The sequence below is a fragment of the Pseudomonas sp. 13B_3.2_Bac1 genome (assembly GCF_025466205.1).
In the GTDB taxonomy this organism is placed as follows: Bacteria; Pseudomonadota; Gammaproteobacteria; order Pseudomonadales; family Pseudomonadaceae; genus Aquipseudomonas; species Aquipseudomonas fluorescens_H.
The window spans coordinates 12,359-28,083 of the sequence record NZ_JANLOG010000085.1 but is presented as its reverse complement, the minus strand read 5'-3'; the positions used below and the strand labels follow the sequence as shown (position 1 = coordinate 28,083).

The following is a 15,725-nucleotide window of genomic DNA, read 5'->3' as shown; positions in this document are numbered from 1 at the left end:
CCCCCCCCCCCCCCCCCCCCCCCCCCCCCCCCCCCCCCCCCCCCCCCCCCCCCCCCCCCCCACTCCTACAATGGGCCTGCGGTGTGTCAATTACTGCGCCTTGCAGCCGCGGCCGATCAGGTCATTGGTGGCGACCCAGTACACCAGGCCTTCATCACCCTTGACGTGAAACGCCAGCATGCCGTCGCTGTACAGAACGCCCGAGGCGCCCGGTTCTTCTTTCAGGCGATAGACCTGATCACCGCCGCCCAGTCGAACATCGACTTCCTTCTGGCTGGCATCGGTGTAGCGCCACAGCACTTTGGCCTGGCTGTCGCAGGTCCATGTCGTCCAGTTGTCAGCAGGGGCGGACGACTGAAACAGATTCATCTGCGCGCAACCGCCCAACAATGCCAACGCCGCAATGGCGATCAAGCCTTTCATCCGTGTTCCTCGACTGACGGCGCACGCCGCCAGCCCTGAGTTAAAGAGTCAGACCGGTCAAGGACAACCATGTTCCTTGGCCGGGGTTTGCGTCTCGTACTTGTCCAGGCCATCCGGCCCCGAGCGCTTGTTCAGCACCGGGTTGGTTTCGGCCTGCCAGTCGGCCTGGTAGCAGCCTTTCTGCACCGCATCCGGCGCAGGTGTCGCCTCGGCCTTAGGGTTACTCCCGCAGGCCGCCAATGTACCGGTCAGCAACAACAGCACTAACGACTTGACCATGTAACCACTCCTTTGCCTGGCCAAACGGGCGGCCTCAGGCCTTGGCCCGGCTTTCCAGAACTTCAACGGCCGGCAGCACCTTGCCTTCGACGAATTCGAGGAACGCGCCACCACCGGTGGAAATGTAGGAGATTTGCTCAGCCACGCCATATTTATCGATGGCCGCCAGGGTGTCGCCACCGCCGGCAATGGAGAACGCCGCGCTGTCAGCGATGGCCTGGGCCAGCACTTTGGTGCCGTTGCCGAACTGGTCGAATTCGAACACGCCGACCGGGCCGTTCCACAGGATGGTTTTCGACGATTTCAGCAGTTCGGCGAAGTTGGCCGCGGTCTGCGGGCCGATGTCCAGAATCATGTCGTCAGCAGCCACGTCAGCGATCAGCTTGACGGTGGCTTCGGCGCTTTCCGCGAATTCCTTGGCGACGACCACGTCCACCGGCAGCGGCACGCTGACCTTGGCGGCGATGGCGCGTGCGGTGTCCAGCAGGTCCGGCTCGTACAGCGACTTGCCGACCGGGTGACCGGCAGCAGCCAGGAAGGTGTTGGCGATGCCGCCACCGACGATCAGTTGATCGCAGATCTGGCTCAGGCTGTTGAGTACGTCGAGTTTGGTCGACACCTTGGAGCCGGCAACAATCGCGGCCATTGGCTTGGCCGGTGCACCCAGCGCCTTGCCCAGTGCGTCCAGCTCAGCGGCCAGCAGCGGGCCGGCAGCGGCGACTTTGGCGAACTTGGCCACGCCGTGGGTCGAACCCTCGGCGCGGTGCGCGGTACCGAAGGCGTCCATCACGAACACGTCGCACAGGGCGGCGTATTGCTGGGCCAGGTCGTCGGCGTTCTTTTTCTCGCCCTTGTTGAAGCGTACGTTTTCGAACAGCACGATGTCGCCGGCCTTGACGTCAACGCCGCCCAAGTAATCGGCCACCAGCGGCACTTCGCGACCCAGGGCCTTGCTCAGGTATTCGGCGACTGGCTTGAGGCTGTTCTCGGCGGAGAACTCGCCTTCGGTCGGACGGCCCAGGTGCGAACACACCATCACCGCCGCGCCTTTTTCCAGGGCCAGCTTGATGGTCGGCAGCGAAGCCAGGATACGCGCATCGCTGGTGACAACACCGTCCTTAACTGGGACGTTGAGGTCTTCGCGGATCAATACGCGCTTACCTTGCAGATCGAGGTCGGACATCTTCAACACGGTCATGGGTCGCACTTCCTGAGTAGCTGTTCTTAGAGAGCAGGTTTTTTTGAAATCGCTGTTTGCAGATAGTGTTCTGCAACGTCCAGCATTCGGTTGGCAAAACCCCATTCGTTGTCGAACCAGGCCAGGATGTTCACCAGCTTCGGGCCGGAAACACGGGTCTGACTGGCATCGACGATGGCCGAATGTGGGTCATGGTTGAAATCACAGCTGGCATGCGGCAACTCGGTGTAGGCCAGCAGACCTTTGAGCGGGCCATTGGTGGCGGCCTCGCGCAGGATCCGGTTGACCTCGTTCGCGTCGGTCGCGGTGGCGGTCTGCATCGTGATGTCGAGGCAGGACACGTTGACCGTCGGCACGCGTACGGCTTTGGCCTGAATTCGCCCGGCAAGTTCCGGCAGCAGGCGCTCGATGCCACGCGCCAGACCAGTGGACACCGGGATCACCGACTGGAACGCCGAACGGGTGCGGCGCAGGTCTTCGTGGTGATAGGCGTCGATCACCGGCTGATCGTTCATTGCCGAGTGAATCGTGGTGATCGACACGTAATCCAGGCCAATCGCCTTGTCCAGCAGACGCAACAGCGGCACGCCGCAGTTGGTGGTGCAGGAGGCGTTGGACACCAGCAGTTCGGCGCCGGTCAGGCAATCCTGATTGACGCCGTAGACGATGGTGGCGTCGACATCCGCCTCGCTGGCCATCGGCTGCGAGAACAGCACGCGTGGCGCGCCGGCGTCGAGGAAACGCTGGCCGTCTTCACGGGTGTGATAGGCGCCAGAGCACTCCAGCACCAGATCGACGCCAAGAGCGGCCCAATCGATGCCTTCGGGGGTGGCACTGCGCAAGACCTTCACGCAGTCGCCATTAATATGCAGACAATCGCCTTCTACTCGCACTTCGCCGGGAAAGCGGCCGTGGGTGGAGTCGAAGCGTGTCAGGTACTCGATGCTGGCCATGTCCGCCAGATCGTTGATCGCGACAATTTCAAACCCTGCCTTCGCCCCTCGCTCAAACAATGCACGCAAGACGCAACGACCAATCCGGCCGTAGCCGTTGAGTGCAACTTTGTAGGGACGCGGTTGAGGCATGGGGTTCTCGATTACCGTGGTGAATCGGGTAGTGCGATGTTGCCTGAACCAACGCTTTCGCGAGCAGGCTCGCTCCCACAGGGAAATGCATTCCAATGTGGGAGCGAGCCTGCTCGCGAAGGCGTCAGTTCAGACGACATCTTTTCCAGATCAGTCTTCCAGCAGTTCTTCAGCCTGACCCAGGATGTTTTCCAGGGTGAAGCCGAACTCTTCGAACAGTGCCGAAGCCGGAGCCGATTCGCCGTAGGTGGTCATGCCGATAACGCGGCCTTCCAGACCCACATACTTGAACCAGAAGTCGGCGTGAGCCGCTTCGATCGCGATACGGGCGCTGACCTGCAGCGGCAGAACCGATTGCTTGTAGCCAGCGTCCTGAGCGTCGAACACGCTGGTGCAAGGCATGGAAACCACGCGCACCTTGCGGCCCTGCTCGGTCAGCTTGTCGTAGGCCTGAACGGCCAGACCGACTTCCGAACCGGTGGAGATCAGGATCAGCTCAGGCTCGCCTGCGCAGTCCTTCAACACGTAGCCACCGCGGCTGATGTCGGCGATCTGGCCGGCATCGCGTTCCTGGTGCTGCAGGTTCTGACGCGAGAAGATCAGCGCCGATGGGCCGTCCTTACGCTCCAGCGCGTTTTTCCAGGCCACCGCCGATTCCACGGCGTCGGCTGGACGCCAGGTGTCGAGGTTCGGCGTGGTGCGCAGGCTGGTCAGTTGCTCGATCGGCTGGTGCGTCGGGCCGTCTTCGCCCAGACCGATGGAGTCGTGGGTGTAGACATGGATCACACGCTTCTTCATCAGCGCCGACATGCGCACTGCGTTGCGCGCGTATTCCATGAACATCAGGAAGGTCGCGCCGTAAGGCACCAGGCCGCCGTGCAGGGACACGCCGTTCATGATTGCGGTCATGCCGAATTCGCGCACGCCGTAGTACATGTAGTTGCCGCTGGCGTCTTCAGCGTTGACGCCTTTGCAACCTTTCCACAGGGTCAGGTTGGAACCGGCCAGGTCAGCCGAACCGCCGAGCAGTTCCGGCAGCAGCGGGCCGAACGCGTTCAGGGTGTTCTGGCTGGCTTTACGGCTGGCGATGGTTTCGCCCTTGGCAGCCACTTCAGCAATGTAGGCCGAGGCTTTTTCAGCGAAGTCAGCCGGCAGTTCGCCGCTCAGACGACGGATCAGCTCGTTGGCTTCGGTCGGGAACGCCGCGGAGTAGGCAGCGAAACGCTGATCCCACTCGGCTTCGGCGGCGCGACCTTTTTCCTTGGCATCCCACTCGGCATAGATGTCGGCCGGGATTTCGAACGGGCCGTAGTTCCAGTTCAGCGCCTTGCGGGTCAGGGCGATTTCGGCGTCACCCAGTGGCGCGCCGTGGCAATCTTCCTTGCCCTGCTTGTTCGGCGAACCGAAACCGATGGTGGTCTTGCAGCAGATCAGGGTCGGCAGCGGGCTCTTGCGCGCAGTTTCGATGGCGGTCTTGATCTCTTCCGGATCGTGACCGTCGACGTTGCGGATCACCTGCCAGTTGTAGGCTTCGAAACGCTTCGGGGTGTCGTCGGTGAACCAGCCCTCGACTTCGCCGTCGATGGAGATGCCGTTGTCATCGTAGAAGGCGATCAGCTTGCCCAGGCCCAGGGTACCGGCCAGGGAAGCGACTTCGTGGGAAATGCCTTCCATCATGCAGCCATCACCGAGGAACACGTAGGTGTGGTGATCCACGATGTCGTGGCCAGGACGGTTGAACTGCGCGGCCAGCACTTTTTCTGCCAGGGCAAAACCCACAGCGTTGGCCAGACCCTGACCCAGCGGGCCGGTGGTGGTCTCGACGCCCGGGGTGTAGCCGAATTCCGGGTGACCCGGGGTGCGGCTGTGCAGCTGACGGAACTGCTTGAGGTCGTCGATCGACAGGTCGTAACCGGTCAGGTGCAGCAGCGAGTAGATCAACATCGAGCCGTGGCCGTTGGACAGCACGAAGCGGTCACGGTCGGCGAACGACGGGTTGCTCGGGTTGTGCTTGAGGTAGTCGCGCCAAAGTACTTCGGCGATATCTGCCATACCCATGGGGGCACCGGGATGGCCGCTGTTGGCTTTTTGCACGGCATCCATGCTGAGGGCACGAATGGCGTTGGCACGCTCACGACGGCTAGGCATCGCTGATCTCCTGGGTGTGAATAATTGAAACGGAAAAAAGGAGGGCATTTTCCCTCACCGGAGCGCCTCGGGGCAATGACAGATAGTCATACGGAGGCGTTTTTCCCATGGTTAACAGTGGATTCGCCTGGTGAAACCTTTCCGCTGTTCGTTTGTAGAGTTAACCAGCCAGTGAGAAGTGCCATCTATCGTGCAATATCAAAACTTTTTGATATTGCCCTTGCGGCGATTTCCCGCCGTCACTAGACTGCTGGCCCTATGAACTTACGCGTGCCTTCCATTCGCCATGACGACTGCGACGAGCTGGCGGCCCTGTGCAAGGCCGGCGGCGACCCGCTGCGCCTGAATGTATTGCGCGCGCTGGCCAACGATTCGTTCGGTGTACTGGAGCTGGCGCAGATTTTCGGTATCGGTCAGTCCGGCATGAGCCACCACCTGAAGGTGCTGGCCCAGGCCGATCTGGTGGCAACGCGCCGCGAAGGCAACGCGATTTTCTATCGTCGCGCCCTGCCTCACACCGAATTGCTGGGCGGTAAACTGCACGCAGCGTTGTTAGAAGAAGTCGACAATCTGGCGCTGCCAGAGGACGTGCAAGCGCGTATCGCCCAGGTTCACGGGCAACGTGAAGCGGCCAGCCAGGAATTTTTCGCTCGGGTCGCAGAGAAATTTCGCGCCCAGCAAGACTTGATCGCAGGCCTGCCGCAGTACCGCGACAGCGTGCTGGCCCTGCTCGACAAACTGAACTTCAATGGTGCTGCCACGGCCATTGAAGTCGGCCCCGGCGATGGTGCTTTTCTGCCGGAACTGGCCCGTCGCTTCGGCACCGTAACCGCGCTGGACAACAGCCCGGCGATGCTCGAACTGGCGCGTCAGGTATGTGAACGTGAACGGCTGGCTAACGTCAGCCTGCAATTGGCCGATGCATTGAATGGCTCCAGCCTTCAGGCCGATTGCGTGGTACTGAACATGGTGTTGCACCATTTCGCCGCGCCGGCCGAAGCGCTCAAGCACATGGCCGGCCTGCTGCAACCGGGCGGTAGCCTGCTCGTGACAGAGTTATGTAGCCACAACCAGAGTTGGGCCAGGGAGGCCTGCGGTGATCTGTGGTTGGGGTTTGAACAGGACGATTTGGCCCGTTGGGCCACCGCTGCGGGACTCGTTCCCGGGGACAGCCTCTATGTAGGCTTACGTAATGGTTTCCAGATCCAGGTTCGCCACTTTCAGCGGCCGGCTGGCGACACTCACCATCGGTAAATTCAGGAAAACATCGAGATGAGCGAATACTCCCTCTTCACCTCCGAGTCCGTGTCCGAAGGGCATCCGGACAAAATCGCCGACCAGATTTCCGATGCGGTGCTGGACGCCATTATCGCCCAGGACAAACACGCACGCGTTGCCGTGGAAACCCTGGTCAAGACCGGCGTAGCCATCGTCGCCGGTGAAGTGACCACCAGCGCCTGGGTCGACCTGGAGCAGATCGTTCGTGACGTGATCTGCGACATCGGCTACACCAGCTCCGAAGTCGGCTTCGACGGCGCGACCTGCGGCGTGATGAACATCATCGGCAAGCAGTCCCCAGACATCAACCAGGGTGTTGACCGTGCCAAGCCTGAAGATCAGGGCGCCGGCGACCAGGGCCTGATGTTCGGCTACGCCAGCAACGAAACCGACGTTTTGATGCCGGCTCCGATCACCTTCTCGCACCAGTTGGTGCAGCGTCAGGCCGAAGCCCGCAAATCGGGTCTGCTGCCGTGGCTGCGTCCAGACGCCAAGTCGCAAGTGACCTGCCGTTACGAAGGCGGCAAGGTTGTCGGTATCGACGCCGTCGTACTGTCGACCCAGCACAACCCTGAAGTGTCGTACAAAGACCTGCGCGAAGGCGTGATGGAGCTGATCGTCAAGCACGTACTGCCTGCCGAACTGCTGAGCAAGGACACCCAGTTCCACATCAACCCCACTGGCCAGTTCATCATTGGCGGCCCGGTAGGTGACTGCGGTCTGACCGGTCGCAAGATCATCGTCGACAGCTACGGCGGCATGGCCCGTCACGGCGGTGGCGCGTTCTCCGGTAAAGATCCATCGAAGGTTGACCGTTCGGCTGCCTACGCTGGCCGTTACGTTGCCAAGAACATCGTGGCTGCCGGCCTGGCCGAGCGTTGCGAGATCCAGGTGTCCTACGCCATCGGTGTCGCTCAACCGACTTCGATCTCGCTGAACACCTTCGGTACCGGCAAGATCAGCGATGACAAGATCATCAAACTGGTGCGTGAAGTGTTCGACCTGCGTCCATACGCGATCACCACCATGCTCGATCTGCTGCACCCGATGTACAAGGAAACTGCAGCCTACGGCCACTTCGGTCGTGCTCCGCAGACCAAGACTGTTGGCGAAGACACCTTCACCACCTTCACCTGGGAAAAAACCGACCGCGCCGACGCTCTGCGTTCTGCCGCTGGTCTGTAAGCCCTCCCCGGCTGCACAAAAAGCCCCGCACGGTTCGCGCCGTGCGGGGCTTTTTCATGCCTGAAATACCATTCCAATATCAATCAAGAACCCTGTGGGAGCGGGCTTGCCCGCGAAGAGGCCAGTCCCGGCAACACGAGTTTGAGCATGGAAACACCATGCAAAACACCCACCCGGTGCTTCTCTGAATCCTCACCTAGCCTTCAAGCATTGCCCCTGAGCAAGGACGCTCAAAATGCTTGTCACGCTGCGCCTGCTTTCAACGCTTCTACTGAGCTTCACCCATCTGATCGCTTACGCAGCCTGCCCGGACTGGTCAGCCAGCAAGGCGCAAACAGAAGTCTCGGCCCTGCAAAAGCAAATCGATCAATGGGACGACGCCTACCACCGCGAAGGCCGCTCGCTGATTGCCGACGAGCTCTACGATCAATCGCGCTTGCGACTCATCGAATGGCGCCAGTGCTTCGCGCGGCACTCGGCGCCCGCCCCCTTGCGCACAGCATCAGGCTCCGTCGCGCACCCGGTCGCCCACACTGGCCTGGACAAGATTCACGAGGCATCGGCCATTGAAACCTGGCTGCGGGATCGAAAGGATGTCTGGGTACAACCCAAAGTGGATGGCGTTGCCGTGACGCTGATCTATAGCGGTGGCGTCTTGCGGCAGGCGATCAGTCGCGGCGACGGGGTCAACGGTCATGACTGGACTCCTTCCGCGCAGAAGATCAGCGCCATTCCCCAACGCTTGACACGACCGGTGGATCTGCTGGTCCAGGGCGAACTCTATTGGCGCCTGGACAAGCATGTTCAGGCCAGTTCCGGCAGCGTCAACGCCCGTGCGACCGTTGCCGGCCTGATGGCGCGCAAAACCTTGAGTGCCGAACAAGCGGCCGGGGTCGGCCTGTTCGTCTGGGACTGGCCGCAAGGGCCGATTGAACTGCCGGATCGAATTTCCATGCTGGCGACATTGGGCTTCGCCACGACCGCACCTTACAGCCAGCCGATCAGCCATTTCGCCGAGGCTCAGACATGGCGCGAACACTGGTATCGCTCACCCCTGCCGTTCGCCACGGACGGGATCGTTCTGCGCCAAAGCCAGAGGCCTCCCGCCGAACGCTGGCAGGCGCGCTCGCCCTATTGGGCCATCGCCTGGAAATACCCGTTCGCCCTGGCCTTGGCGCAGGTGCGCAAAGTCCATTTCAAAGTTGGTCGCACCGGGCGTATCACCCCCGTTCTGGAACTGAAGCCCGTTGCCCTCGATGACCGTCAGATCAAACGTGTCAGCGTCAGCTCGCTGAAGCGCTGGCAGGAGCTGGACATTCGTCCTGGCGATCAGGTTGCCATCAGCCTGGCCGGACTGACCATTCCGCGACTCGACAGTGTGGTGCTGCGCAGTGTCGAACGCGTCGATCTGGAGATCCCCGACGCCCGCGACTTTCATGCCCTGAGCTGCTGGCAACCGACGCCGGAATGCAAAAGCCAGTTTCTCGCTCGACTGACCTGGCTCAGTGGTAAACAAGGACTGGCGCTGCAGAATGTCGGGCGCGGCACCTGGGAGAAACTTCTGGAAACAGGCCGCGTGAACAACCTGCTGGATTGGTTGACCCTTGATGAGCCAGAGCTTGCTAACATTGCCGGCTTCGGCGAGCGCAGCAGCGCACGCCTGATCAACAGCTTTCACAGCGCCCGGCAACGGCCGTTCGCCCAGTGGCTCAAAGCGTTGGGCATGCCGCCGACAGGTCAGGCCCGACTGGCCGACTCGTGGCAGGCGCTGGCGCAACGCGACACCGAACAATGGCAGGCACAAGCCGGAATCGGCCCGGGCCGCGCGGCGCAATTGAGCGCATTCTTCCGCGACCCGCAGGTGCTGGCCCTGAGTGAAACATTACGCGCCGCCGGAATCGACGGTTTCTGATCACGCAATCCCCCGGCAGCCGGGAACCCAAGGGCCGTCAGACGCTCAAACAGCGCAGTGCCCCCGACCCGATTGCCTTTGCACATGGAGCTTTTATGAAATTTCTTGCACCGCTCGCCTTGCTGACTCTCTGTGGCGTCCTGGCCGCGCCTGTGATGGCCGACGAAGATGCACCGGGCCTGACCGGTTGCGCCGCCAAGAAGCAGGGCATCATCAATCAGCTCGAACAGGCCAAGTCCCGGGGCAACACCGATCAGCAGGCCGGCCTGCAAACCGCCCTGGATGAAGTGACGAAGAATTGCACTGACGCCGGCCTGAAGAAAGAACGCGAGAACAAGGTGCTGGAAGCCAAGCACGAAGTGACCAAGCGCCAGGCCGATCTCGACAAGGCGATGAAGAAAGGCGATCCGGAGAAGATCGACAAGCGCAAGAACAAGCTCGCCGAGTCGCGCAAAGAACTGCAGGACGCGCTGGACCAGATCGACAAGTAACCCTTATTGAAGGCGATGTCCTGTGGCGAGGGAGCTTGCTCCCGCTCGGCGGCGCAGCCGTCGCAAACCCATTCAATCGAGTTGAGTCTGTTACAGCGCGGTTGAATGGGGTTGGGGCCGCTTCGCGGCCCAGCGGGAGCAAGATCTCTCGCCACAGTTTTCCAGCAGTCTCAGACAATCAATGATCCCGAAACTCTTTATGGCAAGCGCTGCAGGCATCTTCAACCTTCTGCACCGCCGGCCCGAGGTTACTGGCCTTGTACGGCTGAACCTTGCTGGCGGTCACCAGCTCACCGGTGGCGGCCTCGAGGTTGCGGGCCAGTTCCTGAAAGCGTGCCTGACGCGACCAGACATCGTCCTTGGCGCTGGTGTGATCTTCTTCACGCACCTGCGGGAAATGCTTCCACGGCTCATGGGACAGCGCGTCGAGCTTCACTGCACCCTCGGTGAATTTCGGCCCGTCGAACGGAATGCGTCCGCGCAACATGCCGCCCAGGTCTTCGCCGGTCTTGAGCATCTGCTTGAAGATCGCTTTGCGTTGCCCCAGCGGAGAATTCGGATCGACACCGCCACAGGCGGACAAGGTCAGACAGGCCAGCAATACAACAGAAATTCTTTTAAGAGTCATGGTGGCTTCAAGTCACGGAATTCGGCGGCCAGTATCCTCGCGTCGCCGACAAACACCAATAGCCCTATTAAAAATACGGGTTGCCCGAGCGCATGGAGCACTTGGGCAACCGGCACAGGAATCACTCCATGAACAGCCGTTTCAAGGCCTGGCGTCACCCACTGATCGCAACCCTGCCGCTGCTGGCAATCCTTGCCGGCTGTACGGGCGGCGACAATGCCAAACCGAAAACCCACGCCTTGGCCACTTATTCCAGCACCACCTGGGAAGCCCTGCCGGCGGTGTCCGACAGCGATCTGGTGGCCGGTTTCGGCTCGTGGCGCAGCGCCTGCACCCGACTCAAGGCCGATCCGGTCTGGGGCGGCACCTGCGCCGCAGCGGCCAACGTGCCGCCGAGCGCCAACGAGATCCGCGCGTTCCTCAAGCAGAACCTCGATGTATTCGGCCTGCGCGCCGAGCATGACAACCCCAACGGTCTGATCACCGGTTACTACGAACCGGTCTACCCCGGCAGCCTGACGCCCACCGACGTAGCCAACGTGCCGGTGTATGGCGTGCCGGAAGACATGATCATCGTCTCGCTGGACAGTATTTATCCGGAACTCAAGGGCAAGCGCTTGCGCGGCCGCCTTGAAGGTCGGGTGCTCAAGCCTTACGACGACGCGGCGACCATTGAATCCAAAGGCGTAAAAGCGCCGGTGGTGGCGTACCTCACCGACCCGATGAACCTGCAGTTTTTGCAGATCCAGGGCTCGGGGCGGATTCAGACGCCGGATGGCAAGCAACTGCGCATCGCCTACGCCGACCAGAACGGCCACCCGTACCGACCGATCGGCCGCTGGCTGGTGGAACAGGGCGAGTTGAAGAAAGAAGACGTGACCATGAGCGCGATCAGCAACTGGGCCAAGGCCAACCCGTCGCGCATCCCGGAACTGCTGGGCAGCAACCCGAGCTACGTGTTCTTCACCCGTAACCCGGACAGCAACGAAGGTCCGCGCGGTTCGCTCAATGTGCCGCTGACCGCCGGCTACAGCGCAGCGGTGGATCGCAAGGTGATTCCGTTGGGCAGCCTGCTGTGGCTGTCGACCACCCGCCCGGATGGCACGGCGCTGGTGCGCCCGGTCGCGGCGCAGGACACAGGCGGCGCGATTGCCGGCGAGGTGCGCGCGGACCTGTTTTGGGGCACGGGCGACGCCGCCGGGCAGTTAGCCGGGGACATGAAGCAGCAGGGGCAGATCTGGATGCTCTGGCCTAAAGGTGCGGCGTTGCCGCAAGTGCCCCAGGTCGCCGATACGGTGAAGGACAAACCTTAAGCACTTCGGCGCCTGAGCTATTGCCTTCGCGGGCAAGCCCGCTCCCACAGGTATCAATGGCGAGCACAAATCCTGTGTACACCCAAGAACCCTGTGGGAGCGGGCTTGCTCGCGAAGAGGCCAGCAGCAACACCCGAGATTCAGACCGACACAAAGAAGAACGCAGCAATCAGCCCCATCCCGACAAACCACACCAGCGACCGCAGAATCGCCCAGTCCGCCAGGTAGCAGATGATGTACAGCAGGCGGCTGGTAATGAACATCACCGCCAGCACATTCACCGTCACCAACTGCGCCGTGCCCACCAGGTGCGCAACGATCACCGCTGCCGCAAACGCCGGCATCACCTCGAAACTGTTCAACTGCGCCGCATGCGCCCGTCGGGCCACGCCGTTCAGGCTTTCGAGAAAGTCCCGGGGATCATGGTTGTCCTGAAGCCTGAAACCGCCGCTGGCCTTGGCCACGATCGTGCACACATACGGCAGGAAAATCGCGATCAATACGCACCACAGAGCCACCGTCATAAAGCCGTCCTTCTTCGAATGATAGAGAATTGCGGGCCGTCAGAACTTCATCACCAGCATGCCGATCAGCACCAGCCCACAGGCTAAGAGCCGCGGTCTGCCGAAAGGTTCTTTCAGGTAACGCATGCCGAACAGCACCACCAGAATCACGCTGATCTCGCGCAACGCCGCCGCTTCGGCAATCGAGCCCAACTGCATCGCCCACAGCACCAGAGCGTAGCTGAACAACACGCAGAACCCGACCGCCAGCCCCAACTTCCACTGCTCGCGCCAGAACACCAGAAATGCCGGGCGTTTCGCCACCCATGCCAGCAACGGAAACGGCCAGGCGCTGAGCAACGTGACCCAGACCAGGTAATCCAGCGGATGCGACCAGCGCCGCAAGGCCTGGCCATCGATGTAGGTGTAGCAGCCGATGCACAGCCCGATCAGCGCTACCACCGGCAGCATTGACCACGGCAAATGCTTCCCGCCGCCGCCCTGCCAGAGCAGGCAGGCCATGCCCAGCGGAATCAGCATGATCCCGAAGATCTGCTGCGCGGTAAGCACTTCGCCGGCGAAGATCAGGGTCAACGCCAGCACCACCAGCGGCGACAAGCCGCGCATCAGCGGATAGACCAACCCGAGGTCGCCGACCCGATAAGCTTGAATCAGCAAATAGCGATACAGCAACTCGAACGCCGCCGAAGCCAGAATCCACGGCCAGATGTCCGCCGGCGGCAGGCTGATGAATGGAAATGCGAGGGCGACAAACAGCAGCGCCACCGTGTCCATGCACGCCACTACCAGCAGCCGTTCGGCGCTGAACTTGATCAGGGTATTCCACGTCGCATGCAACAGCGCCGCCATCAACACCAGAACTGTCGCCAGCACGTTCCACTCCTTGATTTTTATTGTTGACCCTACACCAATGTGCGCGGCCGACCAACCGAGGGGACATAGTTGTGTCCCCACCCCGAATCAGCCCATCCAACCTTTGCACCGAAGAATCGGGGCGCTGTCTTTCCACCCCCATCCAAAGGAGCCCGGATGCTTGAACTCGTAGCCGCATTCATCTGCCTCACCACCCTTCTCACCTTCGTCAACTACCGCTTCATCGGCCTGCCGCCGACCATCGGCGTGATGGTCACCGCGCTGATGTTCTCCCTGTTGCTGCAAGGCCTGAGCCTGCTCGGCTATCCCGGCCTCGAAGAACGCGTACAGCAACTGATCGGCCAGATCGACTTCGGCGATCTGCTGATGAACTGGATGCTGTCGTTTCTGCTGTTCGCCGGCGCCCTGCACGTCAACCTGAACGACCTGCGCAGCTATCGCTGGCCGATCGGCCTGCTGGCCACGCTCGGCGTGCTGATTGCGACCGTCGTGATCGGTAGCCTCGCCTATTACATTTTTGCCCTGTTCGGCTGGCACGTGAGCTTCCTCTACTGCCTGTTGTTCGGCGCGCTGATTTCGCCGACCGATCCGATTGCGGTGCTCGGCGTACTGCGCACCGCCAACGCTTCGAAGCCGCTGAAAACCACCATCGTCGGCGAGTCGCTGTTCAACGACGGCACAGCGGTGGTGGTGTTCACCGTGCTGCTGGGTATCGCCCAATTGGGTGAAACGCCGACGATCAGCGCCACCGCCATGCTGTTCGTTCACGAAGCCATTGGCGGCGTGCTGTTCGGCGGGCTGATCGGTTATGGGGTGTACCGGATGATCAAGAGCGTCCAGCAGCATCAGATCACCGTGATGCTGACCCTCGCGCTGGTGATCGGCGGTTCGGCGATGGCCACCGAGCTGCACGTCTCGGCGCCGATTGCGATGGTGGTCGCCGGTCTGATCATCGGTAACCTGGGGCGCAACCTGGCGATGAACGACATGACCCGCAAGTACCTCGACGGCTTCTGGGAGCTGCTCGATGACATGCTCAACGCCCTGCTGTTCGCGCTGATCGGCATGGAGCTGTTGCTACTGCCGTTCAACTGGGCGCACGTGGCGGCGGCCAGTCTGCTGGCGTTGGCGATTCTGCTGTCGCGCCTGCTTACCGTGGCCCCGGCCATCGTTCTGCTGCGCCGTTGGCGCACGGTGCCGCGCGGCACCATCCGTATCCTGACTTGGGGCGGTTTGCGCGGTGGTGTCTCGGTGGCACTGGCGCTGGCCCTGCCGCTGGGCCCGGAGCGCGATCTGCTGCTGAGCATCACCTACATCGTGGTGCTGTCGTCGATCCTGTTGCAGGGTCTGACCATCGGCAAACTGGTCAAGCACGCCACCCGTGACGAGCCGGCCACAGCGGCCGAGCCCGCGCACCACTGATCATTTTCTGATCTGCTGCGGGTCAGGCTTTTCGGCCTGATCCGCAGACCCTTTGCCTGTTTCTTTCGGCGCGCCGCTCTCGCTGCGGATCTGCGCATGGCTGATCAGGGCGAAGATGAAACTGCCGCCGATGATGTTCCCCGCCAGCGTCGGCCCGGCAAACACCATCCAGAAATCACTCCACGGCAGCTCGCCGGCAAACACCAGATACGACACTTCCGCCGAACCGACCACGATGTGGGTGAAGTCGCCCAGCGCCATCAGGTAGGTGATGAGGATGATGATCCACATCTTCGCGCTCTCCATGGACGGGATCATCCAGACCATGGTGGCGATCATCCAGCCGGAAACGATGCCTTTGGCGAACATTTGGCTGGCGTGGTTTTCCATGACCTTGCGGCCGATTTCAAGGAAGGCGTGATCGGTCTTGGCGTCGAAGATCGGCAGCTCGAGCATCACGTACGCCACCAGAATCGTCCCGCACAAATTGCCGAACAGGACCACGCCCCACAGGCGGATCAGCCGGCCGAAATTGGCCAGGGTCGGTTTGCTCATCACCGGGAGGACGGCGGTCAGGGTGTTTTCGGTGAACAGTTGCTGGCGGGCGAGGATCACCGCGAGGAACCCCGCGCAGTAGCCGAAACTGGCGATCACCTTGAATTCCTCACCCTCGGGCAGGCGCGAATTGAGCAGGCCCATGCCCATCAGCGACAGGCCCATGGTCAGCCCGGCGGCGAGCGCCGACCACCACAGCGCGGCGATGCTGCGCTCCAGTTCCTGATCGCCTTGAGTGCGGATGATTTCATGCAGAACCGCCGCGCGGGGCGGCTGGTTTTTCTCGACTTCGTGTTGTTCATCGGTCGAGAGGTTGGGAGTCTTGCCGTCTGTAGGCGTGGTCATGGCGTGGGAACCGGGTGGGGGGCTTTTAGCTACGACCCCTGCGGTTCATGGCTGTTCACTCCCCCA

At 61.7% G+C, this 15,725-nt stretch carries 15 protein-coding genes; 6 read left to right on the top strand and 9 right to left on the bottom strand.

What is annotated here, in order from left to right:
• Window positions 1–90: 90 nt before the first annotated feature.
• The 5 genes from NTD85_RS14320 to tkt all read right to left on the bottom strand — a co-directional run bounded on the left by NTD85_RS14320 (window position 91) and on the right by tkt (window position 5,133).
• Window positions 91–423 (bottom strand): MliC family protein, encoded by a 333-nt coding sequence (locus NTD85_RS14320; protein WP_064589596.1) that lies wholly within the window; start codon window positions 421–423, stop codon window positions 91–93.
• 57 nt (window positions 424–480) lie between these two features.
• Window positions 481–702, bottom strand: coding sequence for a hypothetical protein (locus tag NTD85_RS14315; RefSeq protein WP_003229014.1), 222 nt, complete (start codon window positions 700–702; stop codon window positions 481–483).
• Window positions 703–736: 34 nt separating this feature from the next.
• Window positions 737–1,900, bottom strand: a complete 1,164-nt coding sequence (locus NTD85_RS14310) for a phosphoglycerate kinase (RefSeq protein ID WP_262142458.1) — start codon at window positions 1,898–1,900, stop codon at window positions 737–739.
• A 26-nt stretch (window positions 1,901–1,926) separates the two neighbouring features.
• Window positions 1,927–2,985: an erythrose-4-phosphate dehydrogenase gene (gene epd / locus NTD85_RS14305; RefSeq protein WP_103485200.1), complete on the bottom strand. Its 1,059-nt coding sequence runs from the start codon at window positions 2,983–2,985 to the stop codon at window positions 1,927–1,929.
• A gap of 150 nt (window positions 2,986–3,135) precedes the next feature.
• Window positions 3,136–5,133 (bottom strand): transketolase, encoded by a 1,998-nt coding sequence (tkt, locus tag NTD85_RS14300; RefSeq protein WP_103519782.1) that lies wholly within the window; start codon window positions 5,131–5,133, stop codon window positions 3,136–3,138.
• 258 nt (window positions 5,134–5,391) lie between these two features.
• On the opposite strand from tkt, the gene NTD85_RS14295 reads away from it, so the two are divergent.
• The 4 genes from NTD85_RS14295 (at window position 5,392) to NTD85_RS14280 (ending at window position 9,999) form a co-directional block, all read left to right on the top strand.
• On the top strand, window positions 5,392–6,387 hold the full coding sequence (locus NTD85_RS14295; RefSeq protein WP_003229023.1) for an ArsR/SmtB family transcription factor: 996 nt from the start codon (window positions 5,392–5,394) through the stop codon (window positions 6,385–6,387).
• 18 nt (window positions 6,388–6,405) lie between these two features.
• Complete coding sequence (gene metK / locus NTD85_RS14290; protein WP_103485198.1) at window positions 6,406–7,596, top strand: methionine adenosyltransferase; 1,191 nt, start codon at window positions 6,406–6,408, stop codon at window positions 7,594–7,596.
• A 235-nt stretch (window positions 7,597–7,831) separates the two neighbouring features.
• Window positions 7,832–9,508, top strand: a complete 1,677-nt coding sequence (gene ligB, locus NTD85_RS14285) for an NAD-dependent DNA ligase LigB (RefSeq protein WP_262142457.1) — start codon at window positions 7,832–7,834, stop codon at window positions 9,506–9,508.
• Window positions 9,509–9,603: 95 nt separating this feature from the next.
• The gene (locus NTD85_RS14280) at window positions 9,604–9,999 is read left to right on the top strand and encodes a DUF1090 domain-containing protein (protein ID WP_103519780.1); all 396 of its coding nucleotides are present in this window, start codon (window positions 9,604–9,606) and stop codon (window positions 9,997–9,999) included.
• Window positions 10,000–10,177: 178 nt separating this feature from the next.
• On the opposite strand, the gene NTD85_RS14275 is transcribed toward NTD85_RS14280, so the two are convergent.
• Complete coding sequence (locus NTD85_RS14275; protein WP_003229030.1) at window positions 10,178–10,627, bottom strand: c-type cytochrome; 450 nt, start codon at window positions 10,625–10,627, stop codon at window positions 10,178–10,180.
• A 128-nt stretch (window positions 10,628–10,755) separates the two neighbouring features.
• Between NTD85_RS14275 and NTD85_RS14270 the strand changes: the two genes are divergently transcribed.
• Window positions 10,756–11,940 (top strand): murein transglycosylase A, encoded by a 1,185-nt coding sequence (locus NTD85_RS14270; protein WP_003229032.1) that lies wholly within the window; start codon window positions 10,756–10,758, stop codon window positions 11,938–11,940.
• 140 nt (window positions 11,941–12,080) lie between these two features.
• Here the strand turns inward: NTD85_RS14270 and NTD85_RS14265 are convergent, their stop codons facing one another.
• Together NTD85_RS14265 and NTD85_RS14260 are read right to left on the bottom strand one after the other, a co-directional pair.
• Window positions 12,081–12,464: an MAPEG family protein gene (locus tag NTD85_RS14265; protein WP_003229034.1), complete on the bottom strand. Its 384-nt coding sequence runs from the start codon at window positions 12,462–12,464 to the stop codon at window positions 12,081–12,083.
• A 39-nt stretch (window positions 12,465–12,503) separates the two neighbouring features.
• Window positions 12,504–13,337 (bottom strand): EamA family transporter, encoded by an 834-nt coding sequence (locus tag NTD85_RS14260; protein WP_262142456.1) that lies wholly within the window; start codon window positions 13,335–13,337, stop codon window positions 12,504–12,506.
• A 156-nt stretch (window positions 13,338–13,493) separates the two neighbouring features.
• On the opposite strand from NTD85_RS14260, the gene NTD85_RS14255 reads away from it, so the two are divergent.
• A complete protein-coding gene (locus tag NTD85_RS14255) occupies window positions 13,494–14,759 on the top strand; it encodes a cation:proton antiporter (protein WP_262142455.1) in 1,266 nt (421 codons plus the stop codon).
• Here NTD85_RS14255 and NTD85_RS14250 read toward each other — a convergent pair whose 3' ends face one another.
• Window positions 14,760–15,659 carry a formate/nitrite transporter family protein gene (locus tag NTD85_RS14250; RefSeq protein ID WP_003229042.1) on the bottom strand — a complete coding sequence of 300 codons (900 nt, stop codon included), beginning with the start codon at window positions 15,657–15,659 and terminating at the stop codon, window positions 14,760–14,762.
• Window positions 15,660–15,725: the final 66 nt, after the last annotated feature.